The organism is Dyella sp. BiH032 (assembly GCF_031954525.1).
GTDB lineage: Bacteria > Pseudomonadota > Gammaproteobacteria > Xanthomonadales > Rhodanobacteraceae > Dyella_D.
The window spans coordinates 4,463,965-4,488,755 of sequence record NZ_CP134867.1 but is presented as its reverse complement, the minus strand read 5'-3'; the positions used below and the strand labels follow the sequence as shown (position 1 = coordinate 4,488,755).

Annotated in this window: 23 protein-coding genes; 18 read left to right on the top strand and 5 right to left on the bottom strand. The window is 66.2% G+C overall.

The window, feature by feature from the left end; all coding sequences use genetic code 11:
- Nucleotides 1-15 precede the first annotated feature (15 nt).
- Together RKE25_RS19720 and RKE25_RS19715 are read left to right on the top strand one after the other, a co-directional pair.
- Nucleotides 16-345: a hypothetical protein gene (locus RKE25_RS19720; RefSeq protein WP_311839784.1), complete on the top strand. Its 330-nt coding sequence runs from the start codon at nt 16-18 to the stop codon at nt 343-345.
- Between the two features lie 285 nt (nt 346-630).
- On the top strand, nt 631-1,695 hold the full coding sequence (locus tag RKE25_RS19715) for an IS30 family transposase (RefSeq protein WP_311838249.1): 1,065 nt from the start codon (nt 631-633) through the stop codon (nt 1,693-1,695).
- A 344-nt stretch (nt 1,696-2,039) separates the two neighbouring features.
- On the opposite strand, the gene RKE25_RS19710 is transcribed toward RKE25_RS19715, so the two are convergent.
- Nucleotides 2,040-2,423 (bottom strand): VOC family protein, encoded by a 384-nt coding sequence (locus RKE25_RS19710; protein WP_311839783.1) that lies wholly within the window; start codon nt 2,421-2,423, stop codon nt 2,040-2,042.
- A gap of 133 nt (nt 2,424-2,556) precedes the next feature.
- On the opposite strand from RKE25_RS19710, the gene RKE25_RS19705 reads away from it, so the two are divergent.
- Both RKE25_RS19705 and RKE25_RS19700 read left to right on the top strand, forming a co-directional pair.
- The gene (locus RKE25_RS19705) at nt 2,557-4,038 is read left to right on the top strand and encodes a methyl-accepting chemotaxis protein (protein ID WP_311839782.1); all 1,482 of its coding nucleotides are present in this window, start codon (nt 2,557-2,559) and stop codon (nt 4,036-4,038) included.
- Between the two features lie 34 nt (nt 4,039-4,072).
- Nucleotides 4,073-4,780, top strand: coding sequence for an MHYT domain-containing protein (locus RKE25_RS19700; RefSeq protein ID WP_311839781.1), 708 nt, complete (start codon nt 4,073-4,075; stop codon nt 4,778-4,780).
- A 66-nt stretch (nt 4,781-4,846) separates the two neighbouring features.
- Here RKE25_RS19700 and RKE25_RS19695 read toward each other — a convergent pair whose 3' ends face one another.
- From RKE25_RS19695 to pdhA, 3 genes are all read right to left on the bottom strand, one after another.
- A complete protein-coding gene (locus tag RKE25_RS19695) occupies nt 4,847-6,241 on the bottom strand; it encodes a dihydrolipoamide acetyltransferase family protein (protein WP_311839780.1) in 1,395 nt (464 codons plus the stop codon).
- 152 nt (nt 6,242-6,393) lie between these two features.
- Entirely contained in the window at nt 6,394-7,374 is a 981-nt protein-coding gene (locus RKE25_RS19690) for an alpha-ketoacid dehydrogenase subunit beta (protein WP_311839779.1), read from the bottom strand.
- Between the two features lie 3 nt (nt 7,375-7,377).
- Complete coding sequence (gene pdhA / locus RKE25_RS19685; RefSeq protein ID WP_311839778.1) at nt 7,378-8,463, bottom strand: pyruvate dehydrogenase (acetyl-transferring) E1 component subunit alpha; 1,086 nt, start codon at nt 8,461-8,463, stop codon at nt 7,378-7,380.
- Between the two features lie 218 nt (nt 8,464-8,681).
- On the opposite strand from pdhA, the gene RKE25_RS19680 reads away from it, so the two are divergent.
- On the top strand, nt 8,682-9,530 hold the full coding sequence (locus RKE25_RS19680) for a tryptophan 2,3-dioxygenase family protein (RefSeq protein ID WP_311839777.1): 849 nt from the start codon (nt 8,682-8,684) through the stop codon (nt 9,528-9,530).
- A 223-nt stretch (nt 9,531-9,753) separates the two neighbouring features.
- Nucleotides 9,754-11,277: an oligopeptide:H+ symporter gene (locus RKE25_RS19675; protein ID WP_311839776.1), complete on the top strand. Its 1,524-nt coding sequence runs from the start codon at nt 9,754-9,756 to the stop codon at nt 11,275-11,277.
- 51 nt (nt 11,278-11,328) lie between these two features.
- On the opposite strand, the gene RKE25_RS19670 is transcribed toward RKE25_RS19675, so the two are convergent.
- Entirely contained in the window at nt 11,329-11,838 is a 510-nt protein-coding gene (locus RKE25_RS19670) for a MarR family winged helix-turn-helix transcriptional regulator (protein ID WP_311839775.1), read from the bottom strand.
- A gap of 137 nt (nt 11,839-11,975) precedes the next feature.
- On the opposite strand from RKE25_RS19670, the gene hppD reads away from it, so the two are divergent.
- From hppD to RKE25_RS19610, 12 genes are all read left to right on the top strand, one after another.
- Complete coding sequence (gene hppD, locus RKE25_RS19665) at nt 11,976-13,070, top strand: 4-hydroxyphenylpyruvate dioxygenase (RefSeq protein ID WP_311839774.1); 1,095 nt, start codon at nt 11,976-11,978, stop codon at nt 13,068-13,070.
- Between the two features lie 107 nt (nt 13,071-13,177).
- A complete protein-coding gene (gene hmgA, locus RKE25_RS19660) occupies nt 13,178-14,470 on the top strand; it encodes a homogentisate 1,2-dioxygenase (protein ID WP_311839773.1) in 1,293 nt (430 codons plus the stop codon).
- Nucleotides 14,471-14,474: 4 nt separating this feature from the next.
- Entirely contained in the window at nt 14,475-15,074 is a 600-nt protein-coding gene (locus RKE25_RS19655; protein ID WP_311839772.1) for a lectin, read from the top strand.
- Between the two features lie 22 nt (nt 15,075-15,096).
- The gene (locus RKE25_RS19650) at nt 15,097-16,083 is read left to right on the top strand and encodes a fumarylacetoacetate hydrolase family protein (protein ID WP_311839771.1); all 987 of its coding nucleotides are present in this window, start codon (nt 15,097-15,099) and stop codon (nt 16,081-16,083) included.
- A 281-nt stretch (nt 16,084-16,364) separates the two neighbouring features.
- Nucleotides 16,365-16,829 (top strand): low molecular weight protein-tyrosine-phosphatase, encoded by a 465-nt coding sequence (locus tag RKE25_RS19645; protein WP_311839770.1) that lies wholly within the window; start codon nt 16,365-16,367, stop codon nt 16,827-16,829.
- Nucleotides 16,826-19,027 (top strand): polysaccharide biosynthesis tyrosine autokinase, encoded by a 2,202-nt coding sequence (locus RKE25_RS19640; protein WP_311839769.1) that lies wholly within the window; start codon nt 16,826-16,828, stop codon nt 19,025-19,027. Before RKE25_RS19645 ends, RKE25_RS19640 begins: the two co-directional genes overlap by 4 nt.
- Before the next feature lie 310 nt (nt 19,028-19,337).
- A complete protein-coding gene (gene tviB / locus RKE25_RS19635) occupies nt 19,338-20,615 on the top strand; it encodes a Vi polysaccharide biosynthesis UDP-N-acetylglucosamine C-6 dehydrogenase TviB (RefSeq protein WP_311842444.1) in 1,278 nt (425 codons plus the stop codon).
- Nucleotides 20,615-21,658, top strand: a complete 1,044-nt coding sequence (locus RKE25_RS19630) for an NAD-dependent epimerase (RefSeq protein WP_311839768.1) — start codon at nt 20,615-20,617, stop codon at nt 21,656-21,658. Before tviB ends, RKE25_RS19630 begins: the two co-directional genes overlap by 1 nt.
- A complete protein-coding gene (locus tag RKE25_RS19625) occupies nt 21,655-22,608 on the top strand; it encodes a Gfo/Idh/MocA family oxidoreductase (protein ID WP_311839767.1) in 954 nt (317 codons plus the stop codon). Before RKE25_RS19630 ends, RKE25_RS19625 begins: the two co-directional genes overlap by 4 nt.
- Nucleotides 22,609-22,615: 7 nt before the next feature.
- Nucleotides 22,616-23,203 carry an acyltransferase gene (locus tag RKE25_RS19620; RefSeq protein ID WP_311839766.1) on the top strand — a complete coding sequence of 196 codons (588 nt, stop codon included), beginning with the start codon at nt 22,616-22,618 and terminating at the stop codon, nt 23,201-23,203.
- On the top strand, nt 23,200-24,291 hold the full coding sequence (locus tag RKE25_RS19615) for a DegT/DnrJ/EryC1/StrS family aminotransferase (protein WP_311839765.1): 1,092 nt from the start codon (nt 23,200-23,202) through the stop codon (nt 24,289-24,291). Before RKE25_RS19620 ends, RKE25_RS19615 begins: the two co-directional genes overlap by 4 nt.
- A gap of 7 nt (nt 24,292-24,298) precedes the next feature.
- On the top strand, nt 24,299-24,790 hold the full coding sequence (locus tag RKE25_RS19610) for an acyltransferase (RefSeq protein WP_311839764.1): 492 nt from the start codon (nt 24,299-24,301) through the stop codon (nt 24,788-24,790).
- Nucleotide 24,791 lies beyond the last annotated feature (1 nt).

Genomic DNA, 24,791 nt, shown 5'->3' with positions numbered 1-24,791 from the left:
GGAGTGACCTGACCGATGCGTTATCTCGCGATTCTGCTACTGGCGCCGTGGCTGTTGATTCTGGCGTGGGCGTACTGGGCTTACCCGAAGAGCCTGCCGCGTACGAAGGGGCGCCGCGCCTTTGACCTCATTGCTTTGGCGCTCGCCGCCGCGGCGGCCGCGCAGGCCGCTGTGATGGGTTATGAGGCGGCGGTGGTGCCTTCGGTGGGGGAGTACGGGCCTTCCAGCGGGGCGATCTGGCAGCAGGTGTTGCCGGCGCTTTATGGGTATGGGGCGTGTGTGGTGGTGTTGGTGGTGGCGCTTGGGGTGCGGGCGCTGGTGTGGGGGCGCGGGGGCGCTCGCTGAGCGCTTCGTGTTTACCGCTGGTGGGTGCTTGCCATTGTTACTTCGCTGGCTCCAGTGGATGCTGGGGGGCGCCTCGGCCTCTTATTTGGCCGTCATTCTGGCGTAGCCGGAATCTAGGGGCGACATGGCTCGGTTGTCGCGTGTGTCGCCAGTCTTGTCTCGCCCCTTGCGGGGCGAGGGTTTCGCTCTCCTGCCGGAGAGCGAGTTACTTTTTCTCTGCTTGCCCAGAGAAAAAGTAAGGCGGTCTCTAACATCAAGTGCACCACCCCCACGACACGGTGATGCATGGGACAGCATTACAGCCATCTGAGCGCCGAAGAACGGGGCGCGATCATGGTGGGCAAGGCACGCGGCGAGAGCGCTCGGCAGCTGGCACGGCTGCTAGGCCGTTCGGCTAGCACGATTTCCCGGGAATTGGCGCGTAATGGGCACCGCGAACCGGCGGAGCGTCCGCGCATGGGTCGTCCGACACTTGGCTATGACGCCCGCCGTGCCGGTGCGCGGGCTCGACGGCTCGCGCGCAAGGCACGCCGACGGCGCAAGCTACATCGTGATGGGGTCTTGTGGCCCCTGGTGCGCCAGCTGTTAGCGCGCCGCTGGTCACCGCAAGAAGTGAGCCGCACACTGCGCCGGCAGCATCCTGACGAGCCGGCCAAACACGTGTCCCATGAGACGATCTACACCGCGATTTATGCCATGCCGCGTGGCGAACTGCGGCGTGAGCTGGTGGCCTTGCTGCGCCAACACAAGTGCGCACGCCGTCCGCGTGGCCAAGGGGCGAACCGGCGCGGCCGCATGCAGGATCTGCCGAGTATTCATGACCGCCCGCCGGAGGCCAACGAGCGCCTGTTACCAGGCCATTGGGAAGGCGACTTCCTCAAGGGGGCGCGTAACCGATCGTCGGTGGGGGTGCTGGTGGATCGACGCACTTTGTTCCTGAAGCTGGTCAAGATGAAGGGGTGTTCGGCCCAGGAGGCGCTGGAGGGCTTCAGTCGCGCCTTCCAGGGCGTGCCGCCGGAGCTTCGCCAGACACTGACCTATGACCAGGGCAAGGAAATGGCGCTGTACAAGACCTTGTCCGAACGTACCGGCTTGAGCATTTATTTCGCCGATCCGCGCAGCCCCTGGCAGCGGGGCATCTGCGAAAACACCAACGGCCTGCTGCGGCAGTACCTCCCTAAAGGCACCGATCTGTCCGTGCATAGCCAGCGAGCGCTGGATGCCATCGCTCAGGAGATGAACCTTCGGCCCCGAGCCACCTTGGGCTACCACTGTCCGGCGGAGATGTTCATGCGTGCCATGGGGCACGATGACCTCGCTCAGGCCATCGATGATGCACTTCTAGATTGACACCGCCTAACCAAAAAGAGAGGGCCCCCTGCGCGGCGCCCTCCGCAGCCTATGCTGCTCCGGGTGCGTTGAGGGCTGGCCGGGCTTTTCGACAGGGCATCCATGCCCTGATCGAAAAGGCGGGGACGTCCTGTCCCCGCCCGCCTTCGGCGGCCTGATCGTCCAGCCCTCACCGCCGCGAAGGGAACCCGGCAGATCAAGAGCATCACGGATGCGTCGCTTCGCTCGCTCTTGTTTTTGCTTTTGCTTGCCGCGGTACCGCACTTCTCCTTCTCCCCTCCGGGGAGAAGGCGGGATGAGGGGCGGGTGCTTGCGGGAACGCTTCTAAAGCGCCACCCATCACTTCACTCCCACTTGTTCAAATGCGGCCCGAACTGCTCACGCTGCTTCTTCACTACGCAGAAGCGATGTCCGCTCGGTGCCAGCATCACCCACCACCGTCCGCGCACGCATTCGAGGCGTTTGGCGCCGAGTTGTTCCAGGCGTGAAGCTTCGGCTTCGATGTCGTCGGTCTCGATGTCCAGGTGCACGCGGCTTTCATGCTCCACCCGCTGCAACAGGATGATCGGCTCGTCGGCCAGCGTGGCCAGTTCGGCGTACTTGCCGTCGCCTTCCGAGTCGTAGGTGACCACGGGCTTGCCCAGGGCTTTGCTCCAGAAATCGGTGGCCTGCTTGAGATCGACGGATTGGCAGTCAATGACCAGGGTGCTGAGGCGGCTGTGGTGCATGGCGTGTTCTCCGCTGGGAAAAGGCACATTCGCGTGATGCCTATCACACTCTAAGCGACGCCATGTGGAGCTTTCCTCAAGCTTGCAGGGCCGTGGTCGATAGCTCCTCGTCGACTCACGAGTAGGGGAGCTCATGATTCGCTACACCATCAAGCTGCGCATGGGCGCCAGGCTGGGGTTGCTGCTGCTGTTTCTCATCGCGATAGGGTTGGTCGGCATCTACGGCATCGAGCAGGCCAACCAAGGCGCGGAGCGCCTGTACCGGGAGGACGTGCGGGAGCTGGCGACGCTAGGCCGCCTGCGGGCCGGGCTGGAGTCGAGCGAGGAACGATGGCTTGCGGTCGCTACAGGCGCGCCGATCCAGGATCGCAGGGCAGAGGAAGCGCCGGCGGCCTCATCCTTCGTTCCACTCGCGGCCCCGCTCGAAGCGCTCGAAGAGCGACTGACTGCGGTCCAGGCCAAGGGGGACCGTGCCGCGAAGGCCGATCTTGCGGCTCAGGCGCTGCCTTTGCTGCACACCTATGGCGAAGCCGTGCGCGACGCCTGGACTCAACGCCTCGAGCTGGCCGACGCGCACCATGCGCAAGTCCTCGCGCAAGGGCGCGAGATACGCAATGCGGCGCTCGGCGTGGTGCTGTTCGGTTTGCTGTTGGCAGTGATCAGCGACGGCGTATTCGTGCGCACGATGACGGCGCGCATCCGCGCGGCCCTGGAGCTGGCGCGTACCGTGGCGAGCGGCCGCCTCGACAATCGCATCCCCACGCTCTACAGCGACGAGATCGGCGAGTTGCGCACGGCCTTCCGTGAGATGGACGAGCATTTGTCCAACGTCATCCGCCGCGTGCGCGGCAGCGCCGAAGCAGTCAATGCCGCGTCCCGTGAGCTGGCCTCAGGCAATGGCGTACTCGCATCGGCCATGCAGGACCAGGTCGCTTCGCTAGGCCAGACCGCGGCGAGCATGGAGCAGATGGCCCAGCACGTGCGCCGCACCGCCGACAGCGCCGGCGAGGCCGACCGGCTCGCCGCGTCCGCGCGCGAACAGGCCGAGCGCGGCGGCGAATCGATCGAACGCATGATGCATGCGATCGCCGCGATCGACGCGTCAAGCCACCGCATCGCCGACATCAGCGGCGAAATCGACGGCATCGCTTTCCAGACCAATCTGCTCGCGCTCAACGCCGCCGTGGAAGCCGCGCGCGCCGGCGAGCAGGGCCGAGGTTTCGCGGTAGTGGCCGGCGAGGTGCGGGCGCTGGCCCAACGCAGCGCCGCCGCTGCGCGCGAGGTCAAGCGGCTGATCGGCGAAAGCCAGTCCACCGTGGCCGAAGGTGCGGGGCTGGTGCAACAGTCCAGCGACGATTTCCAGCGCATCGCGCGAAGCGTGCGCAAGCTCAGCGATGTGATGGCCGAGATCGCCGCGGCCAGCGAACACCAGGCCGCGGACATCGGCCAGGTGAGCACCACCGTGACGCGGATGGACGACCACACCCGTCGTCATCACGATCAGGTTCAAGGCGTGCGACGAGCCAGTCAGGCACTGCTCGATCAGGCACGCATGCTGGCCGGCGAAGTGGAGTACTTCCGCTTCGCGGACGGCACCCCGCGGGCCGAGGCCTGAGCCTTCCACTTCCACCAAGCAAGGATCCCCGCGCATGGACAAGCACTACGACCTGCTGCTGGTCGCCTATTCCTTCGTGATCGCCTCGCTTACCGGCTACTGCGGCATCGAGATGACCTCGCGCGTGCGCCGCGCGGTGGAACACAAGGGCGTGTGGATCATCGCGGCGGCGCTGGCCTTCGGCACGGGCGTATGGGGTATGCACTTCATGGGCATGGTCGCGTTGATGCTGCCGGTGCCGATCACGTTCGACGGCTGGGTCACGCTCGGCTCGTGGCTGGTCGCCGTGCTGGTCAGCGGCATCGGTTTCTACGTCATCCGCGATGGCGTGCGCATCGGCTCCTGGCTGTTGGCGTCGGCTCTGATGGCAGCGGGCGTATGCCTGATGCACTACGGCGGCATGTATGCCATGCGCATGGGCGACGGCCTCACCTATCGGCCGTTGCTGTTCTGGATCTCCGTCGGCATCGCGTTCGGCGCGAGCGCGGCCGCCTTGCTGATCATGACCTGGTTGCGCGACAGCGAGCGCTGGACGGGCATCCTGGCCAGGCTGGGAGCGGCGCTGGTGATGGGCCTGGCGGTAACCGGCATGCATTACACCGGCATGGCTGCAGCCATGTTCTCGCCCGGTGCGTTCTGTTCGCCGGCCAATGGCCTGAGCGAAGCCTGGACGATCCTGGGGTTGGTCATCGCGGCCACTGCGGTGGTGAGCTTGTCGCAGTGGTCGGCGTTGTTGCGTTGAGCGCAACGCAGGTGCCCAAAAAGAAAGGCGCCTCGCGGCGCCTTTCTTTGCAACCTGGATTGCCGATCAGTTCGGCTGCGCCAGATCGTCGAGCAGCGCCTTGAGGAAGCGTGCAGCTTCGCCGCCGGTGGCGGCGCGGTGGTCGAAGGTGAGGCTGATCGGCATGCGGCGATGCACTTCGATGCCGCCCATCACTGCCACCACGTCGTGGCACAGCTTGCCGGCGCCGATGATGGCGACGGTCGGAGGCACCACCACCGGCGTGGCGTAGCGGCCGGCGAACATGCCGAAGTTGGACAGGCTGATGGTGTAGCCGCTCAGTTCCGACGCCGGGATGGAGCGATCCTCCACCTGCGAGCGCAGGCGCTTGATGGCTGCGCGCACGCCGGCGCCATCGAGCACGTCGGCATTGCGCAGCGCGGGCACGAACAGGCCATCCTCGGTGTCCACGGCGATGCCGATGTCCACGTGCGGGTGCAGCGTGCGGGTCAGGTTCTTGCCGTCGAACCAGGCGTTGAGCGCCGGCACCGCTTTGCAGGCGGCAACGAGGGCGCGGATCAGGCGGGCGGTGATGTCCTGCTTGCCGATCCAGGCGTGCAGGTCGGCGTCGTCCACGAGCGTGGTCGGTACCACGTTGGCGTGGGCTTCGGCCATCACGCGCGCCATGTTCCGGCGCACGCCCTTGAGCTGCTCCGGCTGGCCGCTGGCCTGCACGCTCGGCGGCGCGGTACGAACGGCCTTGCCCGACAGCGACACGGCCGTGCGCGACGGGGCGGGGCCCGGCTCCGGCAGTTCCGGCGCCAGGTGGCGGCCGGCGGAGGCCGGCACTGCGCGCGCCGCTGCGGCGCCGAGCGGGGCGGAACCGTTGGCGGCGGCGTTTTTCACGTCCTGCATGGTGACCACGCCGTCGGCGCCGGTCGGGCGCACGCGGGCCAGGTCCACCTTCAGCTTCTTGGCGAGCGCACGCACGGCCGGCACGGCTTTCACGCCGCCGGCGCTGCTGACCTGCTCGACGTGCACCTGGTTGCCGCTGATCATCGCGCCAACCACGGTGCCTTCGTCTTCGCGGTCGGCCGACTTGCCGGCCTGGGCCACTTCGCCGCCTTCGTCGGACGCGACGACCTTGTTGCTGTCGTCGGGCGCGGGGCTGCCCACGCTCTTCTTCGGACCATGGTGGTGGCCGGTGGCTTCGGCCTCGGCGCGCTGCTTGGCGTTCGGATCGGGCTCGAAGTCCGCGAGCGCAGCGCCAGTCTCGATGATGTCGCCGGGTGCGCCGTAGAGCTTCTTCACGGTGCCGGTGTAGGGCGACGGCACGTCGACCACCGCCTTGGCGGTTTCCATCGAGCACAGCGGTGCGTCGAGCTTGATGTAGTCGCCTTCCTTCACGTGCCACTCGACGATGGTCGCGTCGGGCAGGCCTTCGCCGAGGTCGGGCAGGTGGAATGTCTTGATGTCGGCCATGGGTGTGAGGTCCGGAATGCTTGAAAGGGTGTGGTGTATGGGAATTGGGACTGGGGAATCGAGAATAGTGAAAGCGGCGGCCCGCAAGCATGCAGCGGCCTGCTTTTTCTATTCCCTATTCTCCATTCCCTATATTCCCCGGCAGGCGAGCGTCAGCTCGCCGCCAGCGTGCGCTTGGCCGCCTCGACCACGCGCTCGGTGCTCGGCAGGTACTTCATCTCGAGACGGAACAGCGGAATGTGCGTGTCGAAGCCGGTAACGCGCTCGACGGGCGCCAGCAGGTCGTACATGCATTCCTCGGCCAGGCGCGCGGCGATCTCGGCACCGAAGCCCGCGGTCTTGGGGGCCTCGTGCACGATCACGCAGCGGCCGGTCTTCTGCACCGATTCGGCGATGGTGTCGAAATCCAGCGGGGTCAGCGTGGCCACGTCGATCACTTCCGCGCTGATGCCTTCGGCGGCCAGCGCGTCGGCGGCTTCCAGCGCCTCCTTCACCTGGGCGCCCCAGGTGACGATGGTGACGTCGGTGCCGTCGCGCAGCACGAAGCACACGTCCAGCGGCAGCGCCTCGCCGTCGTCCGGCACCTCTTCCTTGTACTGGCGGTAGATGCGCTTGGGTTCGAAGAACATCACCGGATCCGGATCGCGGATCGCCGCCAGCAGCAGGCCGTACGCACGCGCCGGCGAGGAGGGCATCACCACGCGCAGGCCCGGGATGTTGGTGAACAGATGTTCGTTGGCTTCCGAGTGGTGCTCCGGCGCGCGGATGCCGCCGCCCCACGGAGCGCGCCACACGGCCGGCACGGTGATGCGGCCACGGGTACGGTTGCGCAGGCGCGCGGCGTGGCAGGCGATCTGCTCCATCATCGGATAGATGAAGCCTTCGAACTGCGCCTCGGCCACCGGCTTCATGCCCTGCGCGGCCATGCCGACGGTGACGCCGGCGATGGTGGTTTCGTCCAGCGGGGTGTCCAGCACGCGCAGCTCGCCGAACTTCTCCTGCAGGCCCTGGGTGGCGCGGAACACGCCGCCGTTGACGCCGACGTCCTCGCCCAGCACCACGACGCTCGGGTCGTGGGCCATCTCATACGCAAGCGCCTGGGTGACGGCTTCGATAAGGGTGATCTGTGCCATGGCTTAGTGGGCCTTCTTGTCGAGCGAAAGGGCGAGGTCGCGCTGCTTGGCGAGGTCCGCGGGGACTTCCGCGAACGTGTAGTCGAACATCGCGGTGACGGGCTGGGTCTTGGTCTCGAGGTAGGCATTCACCTCGTTGTCCATCCACTCGTCGCACTCTGCCTTCCAGGCTTCTTCCTTCGCGTCGTCCCATACGCCCTTGCCAACCAGCCAGGCGCGCAGGCGCTTCATCGGCTCCTTCGCCCAGGCGTCCTTCACTTCCTGCTCGCCGCGGTAGCGGCGGGCGTCGTCGGCGGTGGTGTGGTCGGACAGGCGATAGGTGACCAGTTCCAGCACGCTGCCGCCCTGGCCGTTGCGGGCGCGCTCGAGCGCGTCCTCCATCGCCTTGCGCACGGCGATGATGTCGTTGCCGTCCACCTGGATGGAGAACAGGCCGGCGGCGATGCCCTTTTGCGCCAGCGTCGGCGCGCCGGACTGGATCTTGCGCGGTACCGAGATCGCCCACTGGTTGTTGACGATCACCGCCACCAGCGGCAGGTTCTGCGCGCCGGCGATGTTGATGGCGCCGTAGAAGTCGCCCTTGGACGAACCGCCGTCGCCGATCGTGCACACGGCCACGCGCTTCTCGTTGCGGATCTTGAACGCCAGCGCGGAGCCGGCGGCATGCAGGCACTGCGTGGCGATCGGCACCGACCACGCGAAATCGTGGCGCGCCGGTTCCTTCTGGTAGTCGTTGCCGCGCTCGTCGCCGCCCCAGTACATGTACACCTCGCGCGGCTGCACGCCGCGGTACAGCTGCGCGCCGTACTCGCGATAGCTGGGTGCGAACACGTCTTCCGGTTTCATCGCGCTGCCGATGCCCACGTGCGCGGCCTCGTGGCCCAGGCAGCTGGCATAGGTGCCCAGTTTGCCGGTGCGCTGCAGGGCCACCGACTTCGCGTCGAACACGCGGGTGGACATCATCAGCTTGTACAGCTCGACCATGTGGTCGAGGTCTTTGGCGAAGGCGGGCAGGTCGTCACGGACCTGTTTGCCTTCGGCATCGAGATACTGCAGGTATTCGATTTCGAACTTGGCGGCGATGGACACGACTCGCTCCGGGAGTGAGTTAAGGCGAAAGCGGATGAGGGAGTGGAGCCGGCGGCGACCCATCCAGTGGGGTCAAGCACGCGCGTAGGGCCCTGACAAGACGGCAATTGAAGCAGGGCGGCATGTTGCGCCGCAAGGCACGGTGCAGCATGCGCAAGGGTTAGGGGGCTTGCGTTAAAGGCAGGTAATATGGCTGCTTTTCCCGCCTTCGGAATGCCATGACCGACAATCGGCGCGACCTGGAAGCCGGCATCGAGGTCGACCTGCACGGCCGCCTCACCTACGGGGGCTACCTGCGGCTGGATGTCTTACTCTCTGCCCAGCAGCCGTTGAGCCAGCCGCCGCACCACGACGAAATGCTGTTCATCGTGCAGCACCAGGTCGCGGAGCTGTGGATGAAGCTGATCATTCACGAGTTGAAGGCGGCGATCGATCATCTGAGAAGGGATGACATCGATCCGTGCCTGAAAATTCTCGCCCGGGTCAAACAGGTGCAGCGCCAGCTGTTCGAGCAGTGGGGCGTGCTGGAAACCCTCACGCCCTCCGAATACCTGGGATTCCGCGACATTCTGGGGCCTTCCTCGGGCTTTCAGTCGCTGCAGTACCGGCAGATCGAGTTCCTGCTGGGCAACAAGAACGAGCAGATGCTCAGCGTGTTCGCTCACGATCCCGCGGCCCAGGCGGCGCTGCGCGAGGTACTGGAAGCGCCGGGTCTGTACGACGAATTCCTCGCCTATCTGGCCCGCCGCGGGCACGCCGTGCCGCCCGAGCTGCTGGCGCGCGACTGGACCCAGCCGCATCACCGCCACGAGGGGCTGCTGCCGGTGTTCAAGCGCATCTATGAGAACCGCGGCGAATTCTGGACCGAGTACCACCTGTGCGAGCAGCTGGTGGACGTCGAAGGCCAGTTCCAGCTGTGGCGCTTCCGCCACATGAAGACAGTCGAGCGGATCATCGGCCATCGGCGCGGCACCGGCGGCTCGTCGGGCGTGGCCTTCCTGAAAAAGGCGCTGGAGCTGGAGTTCTTTCCGGAATTGTTGGATGTGCGCACGGTGCTGGGCACCTGACCCGCCCAACGCCCTGGTTTAACGAAGGCTGGGCGGCGCAAATAAGCGGACATGCCGCTTTTTTCGCGCCCGGGGCCTTCGGCCGCCGCGGCAGCGCCGATTCGTAGGATATTGCGCCGCATTTGACGCGCGCCGTATTGCCCGGTTACATGTCGACCGTTTTGAGCCGCGATCCGCACGCGACGTGCCGATCAGCACCCACCCAGCACGACAAGGGGAACGCATGACCGACACCACCACGACCGCTACTCCTGGGCCCTCGGCGCCCGCGGTACCGGATTACCCGCAGACGCTGGGCCATCCGCGTCCCTTGTGGATGCTGTTCATGACGGAGTTCTGGGAGCGCTTTGCCTTCTACGGCATGCGCTGGGCGCTCACGCTGTACATCGTGGCAGAGTTCTTCGGCGGCAGTCCCACTGGCCAGGCCTTCGCCAGCCGCACCTACGGCGCCTATCTGGCGCTGGTCTATGCCGCGGCAGTCTTCGGCGGCTACGTGGCGGACAAGGTCATCGGCTACCAGCGCTCGATCCTAGTCGGCGCGGTGGTGATGTCGGCCGGCCTGTTCATGATCATGCTGCCGAACGAGCAGATCTTCCTGCTGGGCCTGTCCACGGTGATCGTGGGCAATGGCCTGTTCAAGCCGAACATTTCTTCGATGGTGGGCCAGCTCTACGGCGTGGGCGACCCGCGCCGCGACCGCGGCTTCACCTTGTTCTACATGGGCATCAATGCCGGCGCGCTGGCCTCGCCGCTGCTCACCGGCTGGCTGGCCAGCTATTTCACCGACACCCCGATGCAGCAGAACTACAAGCTGGTGTTCCTGGCCTCGGGCATCGGCATGCTGCTGAGCCTGCTGTGGTTCTGGTTCGGCCGGCGCCAGCTCAAGGGCGTGGGTCGCCCGCTGCCGGACCAGGCCAATCGCATGCGCGTGGTCTACGTGCTGATCGGCTGCCTGGTGGCGATTCCGCTGGTGTACCTGGTGATGGCCAAGGCCGGCGCGGTGGTGCTGCAGTGGCTGCTGAGCATCCTGTTCGTGGGCCTGTGCGTGCTGCTGATGGTCGACGGTATCCGCGAGGGCAAGGTGCAGCGCGATCGCGTGATCGCGATGCTGGTGATCTTCGTGTTCAACGTGCTGTTCTGGATGTTCTACGAACAGGCCGGCAGCTCGTTCAACTTCCTGGCCGAGAACATCGTGGACCGCAAGATGTTCGGCGGCTGGGAGTTCCCGGTCGGCTGGTTCCAGTCCGTCGCGCCGCTCGCCCTCGTTCTGCTGGCGCCCGTGATGTCGATGGTGTGGGGCTGGCTGGACAAGCGGCAGCTGGAGCCATCGATTCCGCGCAAGTTCGGTTTCGGCCTGCTGGGCAATGCGCTGGCCTTCGTGGTGCTGATGTACGCCCTGTCGAGCCTGGTCGACAGCGCCGGCCTGATTCCGTTCTGGCCGCTGGTGCTGGTGTACGTGCTGCAGACCGTGGGCGAGCTGTGCCTGTCGCCGATCGGCCTGTCGATGGTGACCAAGCTGGCGCCCAGCCGCCTGGTGGGCCTGGCCATGGGTGGCTGGTTCCTGTCGACCGGCATCGGCAACAACCTGTCCGGCATCTTCGCCAGCCACGTCAGCGGCGAAACCGGCATGACGGTCGCCTCTGCGCTGAGCGGCTTCACCTTCAGCTTCTGGCTGCTGGCCGGCGCGGCGGTGCTGCTGCTGCTGGTGGCTCCGCTAATCAACCGCCTGATGCACGGCGTGAAATAAGCGCCAGGCCAGGTAGAACCGAAGAGGCGGCGCGAGCCGCCTCTTTCGTTTTCAGGCCGCGGTGGCCTGTTCCTCGGACGCCGTGCTGCGCGGGGGCACGGGCGGGCCCATCAGCTTGTCCAGGATGCGCACGAGCCAGACGCGTTCCTCGGCGTCCAGCTTGTCCAGCACTTCGCGTTCGCGAGCGCGTGCCATGGGCGCCACCACGTCGTGGACCTGCCAGCCGGTCTCGCTCAGGCTGAGCACCGACCGGCGCTTGTCGCCCTCGTGGGTGCCGCGGTTCACCCGGCCGGCCTCCACCAGCCGGGCCAAGGCGCGGCTCACCGCCACCTTGTCCATCGCGGTGCGTTCGGCCACTTCCCTGGCGGACAGGCCCTCGAACCGCGCCAGCACCGCCATCACGCGCCATTCGGTCACGCTCAGGTCAAAGCGTGCCTGGTAGTCGTTGGCGATCGCCTGGCTGACCGTATTGGACAGGATCGAAAGGCGGTAGGGCAGGAAGCTTTCCAGCTCCAGCGGGGCGTGGTCGGGCCGGGGGGGGTGTCGGGGGTTGGCGGGCACTGCTGCACCACTCCTTGCAAATGGTTTCATGTGTAACTATAACGCTGGGATGATGCCGCCGGTCGCAGGCTAGGCGACGGCGGGACACGCTTTATCACCAGGCTTCACACCCCCAGGCGTTGACCCAGGAGATCCCCATGAGCGCGCAGCCCAATCTTGGCATGCAGGTGACCACTTTCGAGAACCCGATGGGTATCGACGGTTTCGAATTCGTCGAGTTCGCGGCCCCGGCCGGTCGCGGCGCCGAGCTGCACGACCTGTTCGGCCGCATGGGCTTCACCGCGGTGCTCAGGCACAAGACCCGCCCGATCACGGTGTACCGCCAGGGTGGGGTGAACTTCCTGGTCAACGAGGACCCGGATTCCTTCGCTGCCGACTTCGCGGCCCAGCATGGTCCCTGCGCCGCCGGCTTCGCCATCCGTTTCAAGCAGCCGGCAGCCGAGGTCTACGGCAAGGTGCTCGCCAACGGCGGTGAGGCCGTGGGCGTGAAGGAAGCGACCAAGGCGGTGAACGCGCCGGTGGTGAAGGGCATCGGCGATTGCATGCTGTATCTGGTCGACCGCTATGGCGACAAGGGCAGCATCTACGATGGCGACTTCGTGCCGGTTCCCGGCGCCGACCTCAACCCCAAGGGTTTCGGCCTCACCTTCATCGACCACCTCACGCACAACCTCTACTTCGGCAACATGCAGAAGTGGTCCGACTACTACGAGCGCCTGTTCAACTTCCGCGAGATCCGCTACTTCGACATCAAGGGCGCCAAGACCGGCCTGGTATCCAAGGCCATGACCGCGCCGGACGGCATCGTGCGCATCCCGCTCAACGAATCGAGCGATCCGAAGTCGCAGATCAACGAGTACCTCGACGCCTATCACGGCGAAGGCATCCAGCACATCGCCTGCTTCACCGACAACATCTACGACACGGTGGAGGCGATGCGCGCCAAAGGTGTGCAGTTCCTCGACACGCCGGACACCTACTTCGATGTGATCGACCTGCGCATCCCCAACCACGGCGAGGACGTCCCGCGCCTGGCGAAGAACAAGATCCTGATCGACGCCGACCCAGAGACCAAGCAGCGCAAGCTGCTGCAGATCTTCACCGAGAACAATATCGGACCGATCTTTTTCGAGATCATCCAGCGCAAGGGCAACGAGGGCTTCGGCGAAGGCAACTTCCAGGCGCTGTTCGAGTCGATCGAACGCGACCAGATGCGTCGCGGCGTGCTGTAAGCCGGAGCGGCGTGCCATGGGCCCAAGGCGCCGGCGCCTTGGGCGACCCCTACTCATCCTGGCCCTCTCCCGATGGGAGGGGGAGGAACCGCCAAGAGTGAAGCGCGATGGAAACCCAAGGCTATCAATCCGGCTTCGGCAATGAGTTCGCCAGCGAAGCCGTCCCCGGCGTGCTTCCCTCAGGGCAGAACTCGCCGCAGCGGGTGGCGCACGGGCTGTATGCCGAGCAGCTCTCCGGCACGGCCTTCACCGCGCCGCGGCACAGCAACCGGCGCAGCTGGCTGTACCGCATCCGGCCGGCGGCAGTGCACCAGCCGTTCGAGCCGCGCGCACATGCGCATTTCCACAACCGCTTCGACGAGGCGCCCGCCACGCCGAACCAGCTGCGCTGGGACCCCTGGCCGATGCCGGCGGCGCCGGCGGACTTCGTCGAGGGGCTGGTCACTCTCGCGGGCAATGGCGGCCCGGCCGAGCAGGGCGGGTGCGGCATACATATATATGCGGCGAACCGCTCCATGCAGGGCCGCTTCTTCTACGACGCCGATGGCGAGCTGCTGATCGTCCCCCAGCAGGGGCGCCTGCGCCTGTGCACCGAGCTGGGCGTGCTCGAGGTGAGTCCGCTGGAGATCGCGGTGATTCCCCGGGGCGTGCGCTTCCGCGTGGAACTGCCCGATGGCGAGGCCCGCGGCTACGTGTGCGAAAACTTCGGCGCGCTTTTGCGCCTGCCGGACCTGGGCCCGATCGGTGCCAACTCGATGGCGCTGCCGCGGGATTTCCTCACGCCGCATGCCTCCTATGAGGAGATCGAGGGCGACTTCGAACTGATCGCCAAGTTCCAGGGCTCTCTGTGGACGGCGAAGATCGGCCACTCGCCGCTCGACGTGGTGGCCTGGCATGGCAACTATGCGCCGTACAAGTACGACCTCGCCAAGTACAACACCGTCGGTTCGATCAGCGTCGACCATCCGGACCCGTCGATCTTCACCGTGCTCACCTCGCCCAGCGATACGCCGGGCACGGCCAACATCGACTTCGTGATCTTCCCGCCGCGCTGGCTGGTGGCCGAGCACACCTTCCGCCCGCCGTACTTCCACCGCAACGTGGCCAGCGAGTTCATGGGGCTGATCGAAGGCGCCTACGATGCGAAGGAAGGCGGCTTCGTGCCCGGCGGCGCCAGCCTGCACAACTGCATGAGCGGGCATGGCCCCGATGCAGCGAGCTTTGAGAAAGCGACGAACGCGGTATTGGATAAGCCCGATCACCTGACCGGCACCATGGCCTTCATGTTCGAAACGCGTAAGGTGATCCGTCCGACCCGCCAGGCGCTGGAGGCGCCGCAGTTGCAGCGCGGTTACTACGAGTGCTGGCAAGGTATACGGAAACACTTCCACAAGGACTGACGCCATGACGCTGCATCGCCCCCTGCTCAGTGTTTTCCTGGCCGCCGGACTGGCGGCCTGCGGCGGCAACGAGCCCGCCGCTCCGGTCGCCCAGGCTCCCGCCGCATCCACGGCTGCGGCTCCCGCCATTCCCGCTGCGCCGGCGCCCGCGGCCCCGACGGAGCAGGCGACGTTCGCGGGATTCGGCGACATGCGTTTCGGCATGGACGAGGCGGCGTTCCGGCAGGCCTGGGGCGGCGAACTGAAGACGCAGCCGCCGGCGAAGGGTTCTACCTGCGCATATTTCTATCCGACATGGTCGAAGACGCCGCCGGACCTCGGCTTCATGTTCGAGCAGGGCAAGTTCGTCCGCTACGACGTCGCCACCGCAAAGCAGGCGGCGCCGGGCGGCGGCAAGGTGGGCATGGACAAGAGCGAGCTCGTTCGCCTCTATGGCGACAAGGGCGAGACATTCCCGGACAAGTACGATCCCGCTGCGAGCACCTTCCGCGTGCGCGGTGAGGAAGGAGCGGCCGCCGTCTTCGCGATCGGCACCGACGGCAAGGTAAGCAAATGGCGCGTGGGCGTGCCCCCGCAGGTCGATTACGTCGAAGGCTGCCAATGAATCGCAGCACACGGAGCGCAGAATGAAGCTTGGCAGTCTTAAGGAAGGCGGCCGCGACGGCACGCTGGTGGTGGTCAACCGCGAATTGAGCTGGGCCGCGAAGGCCACCGGCATCGCGCCGACCCTGCAGGCCGCGCTGGACGACTGGTCCAATGCCGCGCCGCGTCTCAATGCTCTTTATGACCAGCTCAACGCCGGCCAGGCCGCAGGCGCTTTCCCGCTGGACATGGATGCACTGGCCGCACCGCTGCCGCGCGCGTACGAGTTTGTCGATGGCAGTGCCTACCTGCCGCACGTCGAGCGCGTGCGCCGGGCGCGCGGCGCCGAGGTGCCGGAGTCGTTCTATGTCGATCCGCTGATGTATCAGGCCACCAGCGCCGGTTTCCTCGCGCCGCGCGATCCGGTGGTGGTGCCGAGCGAGGATTACGGCATCGATCTCGAAGCCGAAGTGATCGTGATCACGGACGATGTGCCGATGGCCGTCACCTCGGAGCAGGCCGCGGCCCACATTCAGCTCATCGGGCTGATCAACGACGTCTCCCTGCGCGGGCTGATCCCCGCCGAGCTGGCGAAGGGCTTCGGCTTCCTGCAGTCCAAGCCGCGCTCGGCGCTGTCGCCGGTCTTCGTTACGCCCGACGAACTCGGTGACGTGTGGCGGGACGACAAGCTGCATCTGCCGATGCGGACATGGATCAACGGCGTGTGGTTCGGCGAAGCCGAATGCGGCGTCGACATGCAATTCAACTTCGCGCAGCTCGTCGCGCATGCGGCGAAGACGCGTCCGCTCACCGCCGGCACCATCGTCGGCTCCGGCACCATCGCCAACGAGGACACCAGCAAAGGCGCCTCGTGCCTGGCGGAGCAGCGCACCGTCGAGACGCTGCGCGACGGCAAGCCGAGCACGCCGTTCCTCAAGTACGGCGACACCATCCGCATCGACGTCACCGATGCCAGTGGCGCGTCGATCTTCGGCGCGATCGAACAGCGCATCGCGCCACTCTCGCGCTGACGCGACACACCATCGACACAAAACCTTCACGCAAGAGCCTGCATCGCAGGCTCTTTTCGTCTGTGCGTATGTTTAGGAAAAGTCGAGAGTTATCGCTCGTCCCCTAACGTGGGCTGTACGAGCATGGCCAATCGCGACGCGAATCTCGCCATCGCGTCGGAATTTTCTCTACCATCGGTCTGGTTTTCGTCCGGCAGAGTTGGTTTGACGAAACAGGGGGATGTCGGTTTCAGGCTCGCTGCACGCGGCCTCCACATTCTTTTGCAGAGTCAGGCAGCGCTGTGTTCCAACGTATCCTGCTGGTGTGCGTGGGCAATATTTGCCGCAGTCCCACCGCCGAGTATTTGCTGAGGCATCGCCTGGGCGACGCCTCGCTCCACATATCGAGCGCCGGCCTCGGCGCACTCGAAGACCATCCCATGGACGCCACCGCGGCGTCGCTCCTGCTCGAGCATGGCATCGACGCGAGCGCGCACCGCGGACGTCAGTTGTCCACCGCCATGCTGCACGACGCGGACCTCGTGCTGGTCATGGAAAAGGCGCATGCCTCGCGCATCGCCCGCCTCGCGCCGGAAGCAAGCGGCAAAGTACTGCTGCTCGGCAAATGGCTGGGGGAAAAGGAGATTCCTGATCCGTACCGGCAGTCGCGGCCGGCCTTCGAGCACGTCTACGGACTGATCGACCAGGCAGTCGCGCGCTGGCTCGCGTACCTCACTCCCTCCCTTTCCAAAGCGGCCTCGTCATGACCGATCCCCGTCCAGTCACTCAACGCAACGACGACGAACTCGACCTGGGTGCGATCCTCGGTACGGTTGTCGACAACAAGTGGACCATCCTCTCGATCACCGGCCTGTTCCTGATCTGCAGCCTCGCTTATGCGCTGCTCGCCACGCCGATCTACCAGGCCGACGCGATGGTGCAGGTGGAGCAGAAGGTGCCGGAACTGCCCGGCATCAGCGCGTTGAGTCAGACCCTGGGCGCCTCGAACTCGCAGGCGAACACGGAGATCGCGCTGATCACCTCGCGCGCCGTGATCGGGCGTGCAGTCGATGATCTCAAGCTCGATATCAACGTATCTCCGCGCCGCTTCCCAGTGATCGGCACCGGCATCGCCAGGCGTTTCACCCAGGCGAATCCGGGCGAGGTCGCCAGCCCCTGGCTGGGCATGAGCCGTTATGACTGGGGCGGCGCCAAGCTCGACCTGCAGCGCATCGAGGTGCCCGATCATCTGCTGGGCAAGACCTTGTCCCTCGTCGCCGGCGAGAACGGCAGCTATACGCTGTTCGATCCTGAAGGCGACGAAGTGCTGCAGGGCGCGGTCGGCCAAGTCGCCACCGGCCATGGAGTGACATTCCAGGTGGGCTCGCTCAAGGCCAACCCCGGTACGCGCTTCGATGTGCGCCGCGAACGCGCCCTGACCACCATCAACCAGCTGCAGCAGGCCATCCAGGCCACGGAGAAGGGCAAGGACTCCGGCATCATCGGCCTGTCCTACCAGCACGCCAGCCCGAAGATGGCCGTGGCGCTGCTGGACCGCGTGAGCGAGTGGTACGTGCGGCAGAACGTCGAGTGGAACGCCGCGGAGGCCGCCAACAGCCTGAAGTTCGTGCAGGAACAGCTGCCCAAGGTGCGGCAGGACCTGGACCGCGCGCAGGCGGCGCTGAATGCATTCCAGATCCAGGCCAGGTCGGTGGACATCACCATGCAGACCAAGGCCCTGCTGGACCAGAGCGTTGCGGTCGAGGCCAACATCCAGCAGCTGCGCATGCAGCAGGCGGACATCGAGCGCCGCTTCACGCCGAAGCATCCGGCCTATCGCGCGCTGATGGACCAGCTCGGACAGCTGGAGCAGAAGAAGGGCGAGATGGACAAGCAGGTCGGCGATCTGCCGGATACGCAGCAGGAATTGCTCAAGCTCACCCGCGACGTGGAAGTGAGCAACCAGACCTACACCGGCCTGCTCAATCAGGCGCAGCAGCTCGACATCGCGCGCGCGGGCAAGGTCGGCAACGTGCACATCGTCGACAATGCGCAGGTCGACGTCACCAATCCGGTCAAGCCGAAGAAGGCGATGGTGGTGTTCGGCGGCACCTTCGTCGGCGCCTTCCTCGCCTTCGGCCTCGTGTTCGTGCGGCAAATGCTCAACCGCGGCGTGGAAGAACCCTCGGTCATCGAGCAGCTCGGCCTGCCGGTCTATGCCTCGGTGCCGGTCAGCCCGACCGAGCGCGAGATCGCCCTGTCCGGCCATTCCCGCAGCGACGGCAGGCATCATCTGCTCGCCATCAGCTCGCCCACCGACCTGGCCACCGAGGCGTTGCGCAGCCTGCGCACCAGCCTGCATTTCGCCCGGATGGAGGCGAAGAACAACCTGTTGATGATCTCCGGTTCCAGCCCGGAGGCGGGCAAGACCTTCGTGTCGGCCAACCTCGCGGCAGTGATAGCCCAGGCCGGGCAGCGCGTGCTGGTGATCGACGGCGACATGCGCAAGGGCTCCCTGCACAAGGTCATGGGTGGCCGGCCGAACAACGGCCTGTCCGAACTCATCTCGGGGCAGATCGATCTGCAGGCGGCGATCCGCCCGCTACTGTCGCTGGAGAACCTGCACTACATCGCGCGCGGCAAGATCCCGCCCAATCCTTCGGAACTGCTGATGAGCCCGCGCTTCGCCGAAGTGATCGAGCAGGTGCTGCCGAAGTACGACCTGGTCCTGATCGACACGCCGCCGATTCTTGCGGTCACGGATGCGGCCATCATCGGCCATATGGCCGGCACCTCTCTGCTCGTGGTGCGCTTCGGCCTCAATCAGGCGCGCGAAATCGCTCTCGCCCGCCAGCGGTTCGCCCAGAACGGTATCGAGATCAGGGGCGCCATCTTCAACGCGGTGGAGCGCCGGAGCAGCGGCTATTACTCGTACGGCTACTACGAATACAAGAACGGCACCTGAGCGGTATCGCCGTCGGAGCCGTGCGCGGGCGGGAAGTGCGATGCGCGTCGTGAATTTCGCTTGAAATCGCGTTTCCGCTTCATATGGCTGTCAAGAGGATTGGCGAACATTTGGACGTTTGGACGTCTAAACGTTGATGCGCTTCGCTGTATCAACGAATCGTGATGTCCTGTTCGGTTCGCTTCAGGTATCAGTAAAGAAGCGATTGCCACAGTACCCGACTCGTCGCGTGCAGACGGGTCGAAGGACTTCCCCATTCACGGTCCTTTGACAAGGCGCGATGCCTGACCCCCACTATCTGGAAGATCGGATGCAGCAAGTGATCAATGCCAAGATTGCCGTCATCGGCCTGGGCTACGTCGGCCTCCCGCTGGCCGTGGAGTTCGGCAAGAAGTACGACACCGTGGGCTTCGACATCCGCAGTGCGCGGGTGGAGGAACTGCGCGCGGGGAAGGACGCGACGCTGGAGGTGGAGCCGGAGGAGCTGGCGGCGGCGACGCGGCTGCGCTACAGCGACCGGCTGGAGGATCTGCGCGACCGCAACGTGTACATCGTGACGGTGCCCACGCCGATCGACGCGGCCAAGCGGCCGGACCTGACGCCGCTGGTGCGCGCCAGCGAGATGCTGGCCCAGGTGCTCAAGCGCGGCGACATCGTGGTGTACGAGTCGACGGTATACCCGGGCTGCACGGAAGAGGTGTGCGTGCCGCTGCTGGAGAAGGGCTCGGGCCTCACGTTCAACCAGGACTTCTTCGCCGGCTACAGCCCGGAGCGGATCAACCCGGGCGACAAGCAGCACCGGGTGACGACGATCCTGAAGGTGACCTCCGGCTCGACGCCGGAAGCGGCCAGCTACGTGGACGCGCTGTACTCCAGCATCATCACCGCCGGCACGCACCGGGCCAGCAGCATCAAGGTGGCCGAGGCGGCGAAGGTGATCGAGAACACGCAGCGGGATCTCAATATCGCCCTGGTGAACGACCTGGCGATGCTGTTCAACAAGCTGGGCATCGACACGCTGGAAGTGCTGCAGGCGGCGGGGACGAAGTGGAACTTCCTGCCGTTCCGGCCCGGCCTGGTGGGCGGGCACTGCATCAGCGTGGACCCGTACTACCTGACCCACAAGGCGCAGGAGGTGGGCCACCACCCGGACGTGATCCTGGCCGGCCGGCGCACCAACGACGGCATGGGCCCGTACGTGGCCGGCGAGGTGGTGCGGCTGATGGTGCGCAAGGGCATCAACCCGGTGCGGGCGAAGGTGCTGGTGCTGGGCCTGGCGTTCAAGGAGAACTGCCCGGACCTGCGCAACACGCGGGTGATCGACATCGTGCAGGCGCTGCGCGGCTACAACGCCGAGGTGGACGTGCACGACCCGTGGGTGGATGCGGCCGAGGCGGCGCACGAGTACGGGCTGGAACCGATCGGCGCGCCGGATGCGGGCAGCTACGACGCGGTGATCGTGGCGGTGGGCCACCGGGAGTTCGCGGCGCTGGGCGCGGAGGGCATCCGCGCGCTGGGCAAGCCGGCGTCGGTGGTCTATGACGTGAAGTACGTGCTGCCGCGCGAGGCGGTGGACGGGAGGCTGTGATGAAGGTGCTGGTGACCGGCACGGCCGGGTTCATCGGGTCGCACGTGGCGCTGAAGCTGCTGGCGCGCGGCGACACGGTGGTGGGCGTGGACAACCTCAACGACTACTACGACGTGTCGCTGAAGCAGGCACGGTTGGCGCGGGTGCAGGCGCAGGCCGGCTACACGCACGTGCACGCGGACCTGGCCGACCGCGAGGCGATGGCGCGGGTGTTCGAGCAGCACCGCCCCGACCGCGTGGTGCACCTGGCCGCGCAGGCGGGCGTGCGCTACGCGGCGAAGAACCCGCACGTGTACGTGAGCAGCAACGTCACCGGCTTCCTGCACGTGCTGGAAGGCTGCCGCCACCACGGCGTGCAGCACCTGGTGTACGCCTCGACCAGCTCGGTGTACGGGGCCAACACGGACCTGCCGTTCTCCGAGCACCGCTCGGCGGAGCATCCGCTGACCTTGTACGCGGCGACCAAGAAGGCCAACGAGCAGATGGCGCACAGCTACGCGCACCTGTACGGGCTGCCGGCGACGGGGCTGCGCTTCTTCACGGTGTACGGCCCGTGGGGCCGGCCGGACATGGCGCTGTTCCTGTTCACCAAGGCGATCCTGGCCGGGGAGCCGATCCCGGTGTTCAACGAAGGCCGGCACAAGCGCAGCTTCACCTACATCGACGACATCGTCGAAGGGGTGGTACGGGCGCTGGATACGGTGCCGGACAAGGACCCGGCGTGGCGCGGCGACCACCCGGACCCGGCCACGAGCGGGGTGGCGCCGTACCGCCTCTACAACATCGGCAACGAGCGGCCGGTAGAGCTGCTGCGCTACATCGAAGTGCTGGAGCGCTGCCTGGGCCGCAAGGCGACGTTGCAGCTGCTGCCGCTGCAGGCCGGCGACGTACCGGCGACGGAGGCGGATGTGTCGAGTCTGGCGGCAGCGGTGGGGTATCGGCCCAAGGTGTCGGTGGAGGAGGGCGTGGCCCACTTCGTCGAGTGGTATCGCAATTTCTACGCCGTGGCGCCCGCCGCGGCCGTCGCTGGAGTCGCATCATGAAGAACTTCGCTTTGATCGGTGCCGCCGGCTACATCGCGCCGCGCCACATGCAGGCCATCCGCGACACCGGCAACAAGCTGGTCGCCGCCTACGACCCGAACGATTCGGTCGGTGTGATCGACAGCTACTTTCCCGAATCCGATTTCTTCACCGAGTTCGAACGCTTCGATCGCCATATCGACAAGCAGCGGCGCGCCAACCATTCGCACCGCGTGGACTACATGTCGATCTGCTCGCCCAACTATCTGCACGACTCGCACATGCGCTTCGCCATGCGCTCGGGCGCCGATGCCATCTGCGAAAAGCCGCTGGTGCTCAACCCATGGAACATCGATGGCCTGCGCGAGATCGAGCAGGACACCGGCCGCAAGGTGAACACCATCCTGCAGTTGCGTTTGCACCCGGCCATCGTCTCGCTGCGCGAGAAGGTGCGGTCGGCCAGCCGCGCCGCCAAGCACGAGGTGGACCTGGCCTACGTGACCTCGCGCGGCCACTGGTACCTGCAGTCGTGGAAGGGCGATGCCAAGAAGTCCGGCGGGATCGCCACCAACATCGGCGTGCACTTCTTCGACATGCTGCATTTCATCTTCGGCGAGCTCCAGCAGAACCTGGTGCACCACATGTCGGACACCAAGGCCGGCGGTTATCTCGAATACGAGCATGCCCGCGTGCGCTGGTTCCTATCGGTGGACGTGGAAGACGTGCCGGCAGCGCAGCGCCTCGCCGGCCAGCGCACCTACCGCTCCATTACCGTGGACGGCGAGGAGATCGAGTTCTCCGGCGGCTTCACCGACCTGCACACGCGCAGCTACGAGGAGATCCTCGCCGGGCGCGGCTTCGGCCTGGAAGAGAACCGCTGTGCGATCACCACCGTCTCCGACATCCGCCACGCCTCGCCGGTCGGCCTGCGCGGCGAATACCACCCGTTCCTGGCGCGCAGCGCCGGTTGAGGCAATCATGGCTTTCTATCAGCATCCCAGCGCGATCGTGGACGAGGGCGCGCAGATCGGCGACGACTCGCGCGTATGGCACTTCGTTCACGTCTGCGGCGGCGCGCGCATCGGCAAGGGCGTCTCGCTCGGGCAGAACGTCTTCGTCGGCAACCGGGTCAGCATCGGCGACCGCTGCAAGGTCCAAAACAACGTGTCGGTCTACGACAACGTCACCCTCGAAGAGGGCGTGTTCTGCGGTCCGAGCATGGTGTTCACCAACGTCTACAACCCGCGCTCGCTGATCGAACGCAAAGAGGAATACCGCGACACCCTGGTCAAGCGCGGCGCCACCCTGGGCGCCAACTGCACCATCGTCTGCGGCATCACCGTGGGCGAGTACGCCTTCGTCGGCGCCGGCGCGGTGGTCACGCAGGATGTGCCGGCCTATGCCCTGATGGTCGGCGTGCCGGCCCGCCAGATCGGCTGGATGAGCGAGTACGGCGAACAGCTGGATCTGCCGCTCAGCGGCTCCGGCGAGGCGATCTGCCCGCATACCGGCGCGCGCTACGTGCTGCGCGAAGGAAGGGTCGCGCGGGAGGAGGTCACGGCATGATCGACTTTATCGACCTCAAGGCGCAGCAGGCACGTATCAAGGCCGAGATCGACGCCGGCATCCAGCGCGTGCTCGCGCATGGGCAGTTCATCCTGGGCCCCGAGGTGGCGGAACTGGAGCAGCGGCTGGCCGCCTACGTCGGCGCCAAGCACTGCATCAGCTGCGCGAACGGCACCGACGCGCTGCAGATCGCGCTGATGGCGCTGGGCGTGGGGCCGGGCGACGAAGTGATCATGCCCGGCTTCACCTTCATCGCCACGGCGGAGACCGCGGCCATCCTGCATGCGAAGCCGGTCTATGTGGACGTCGATCCGCACACTTATCTGATCGATCCCGCTGGCCTGGAAGCGGCGATCACGCCGCGCACGAAAGCCATCGTGCCCGTGTCGATCTACGGCCAGTGCGCGGATTTCGACGCGATCAACGCGGTCGCCGCGCGCCTTGGCATTCCGGTGATCGAGGACGCCGCGCAAAGCTTCGGCGCCACCTACAAGGGGCGGCGCTCCTGCCACCTCAGCACCATCGCGTGCACCAGCTTCTTCCCGAGCAAGCCGCTGGGCTGCTACGGGGACGGCGGGGCGATGTTCACCGACGACGATGCGCTGGCCGTGGCCATGCGCCAGATCGCGCGACATGGGCAGGACCGCCGCTACCACCACGTGCGGGTGGGCATGAACAGCCGGCTCGACACGCTGCAGGCGGCGATCCTGCTGCCCAAGCTGGCGATCCTGGACGAGGAGATCCGCCAGCGCCAGCAGGTGGCTGCCGACTACGGGCGCCGCCTTGCGGAGGCCGGCATCGAGCCGCCGTTCGTCGAAGCGCACAACCTGAGCGTCTACGCCCAATACACCATTCGCGTCGAAGACCGCGAGGCCGTGCGCGAGCGGCTGAACGATGCCGGCGTGCCCACGGCCGTGCACTATCCGCTGCCGCTCAACCGCCAGCCTGCGGTGGAGGACGCGCAGGCCAAGCTGCCCGTCGGCGATCGCGCGGCGCGCGAAGTGCTCAGCCTGCCGATGCATCCCTATCTGTCCGACGCGCAGATCGCGCAGATCGTGGACAGCCTGGCCGCCGTACCGGCGAGGTAGACCCGTCGTGCTCGATCTGCTCGCCCGATGCATCAGCGGTTCCGTGGACTGGGCCCAGCGCCGCAGCCACGTGCGCCGGCTGCGCGGCTATCCGGGCGTGGCGCGGTCCGCCACCGTGGGCCTGGGCAGCAAGCTGATCGGGCCCAAGGAAAACTTCCGTATCGGCGAGCACACCTATCTCAACCAGGCGCATCTGTCGTGCGGGCCCGACTCGCGCGTGGTGATCGGGCGCGGCTGCGCGATCGGCTACAACGTGTCGATCAAGGCGCTCACGCATGACCCGGAAAAACCGACGACCAATGCGGACGGGCCGCTGCGGCACGTCGAACGGGACATCGTGATCGGGGACGACTGCTGGATCGGCGACAACGTGTTCATCCGCGAGGGCGTGGTGTTGGGCGATCGCATCATCGTCGGCGCCAACTCGGTGGTGACCAGGTCTTTCGCGGGCAACCAGATCATCGCCGGCATCCCGGCGCGCGTCATCAGGGAGCGCTGAG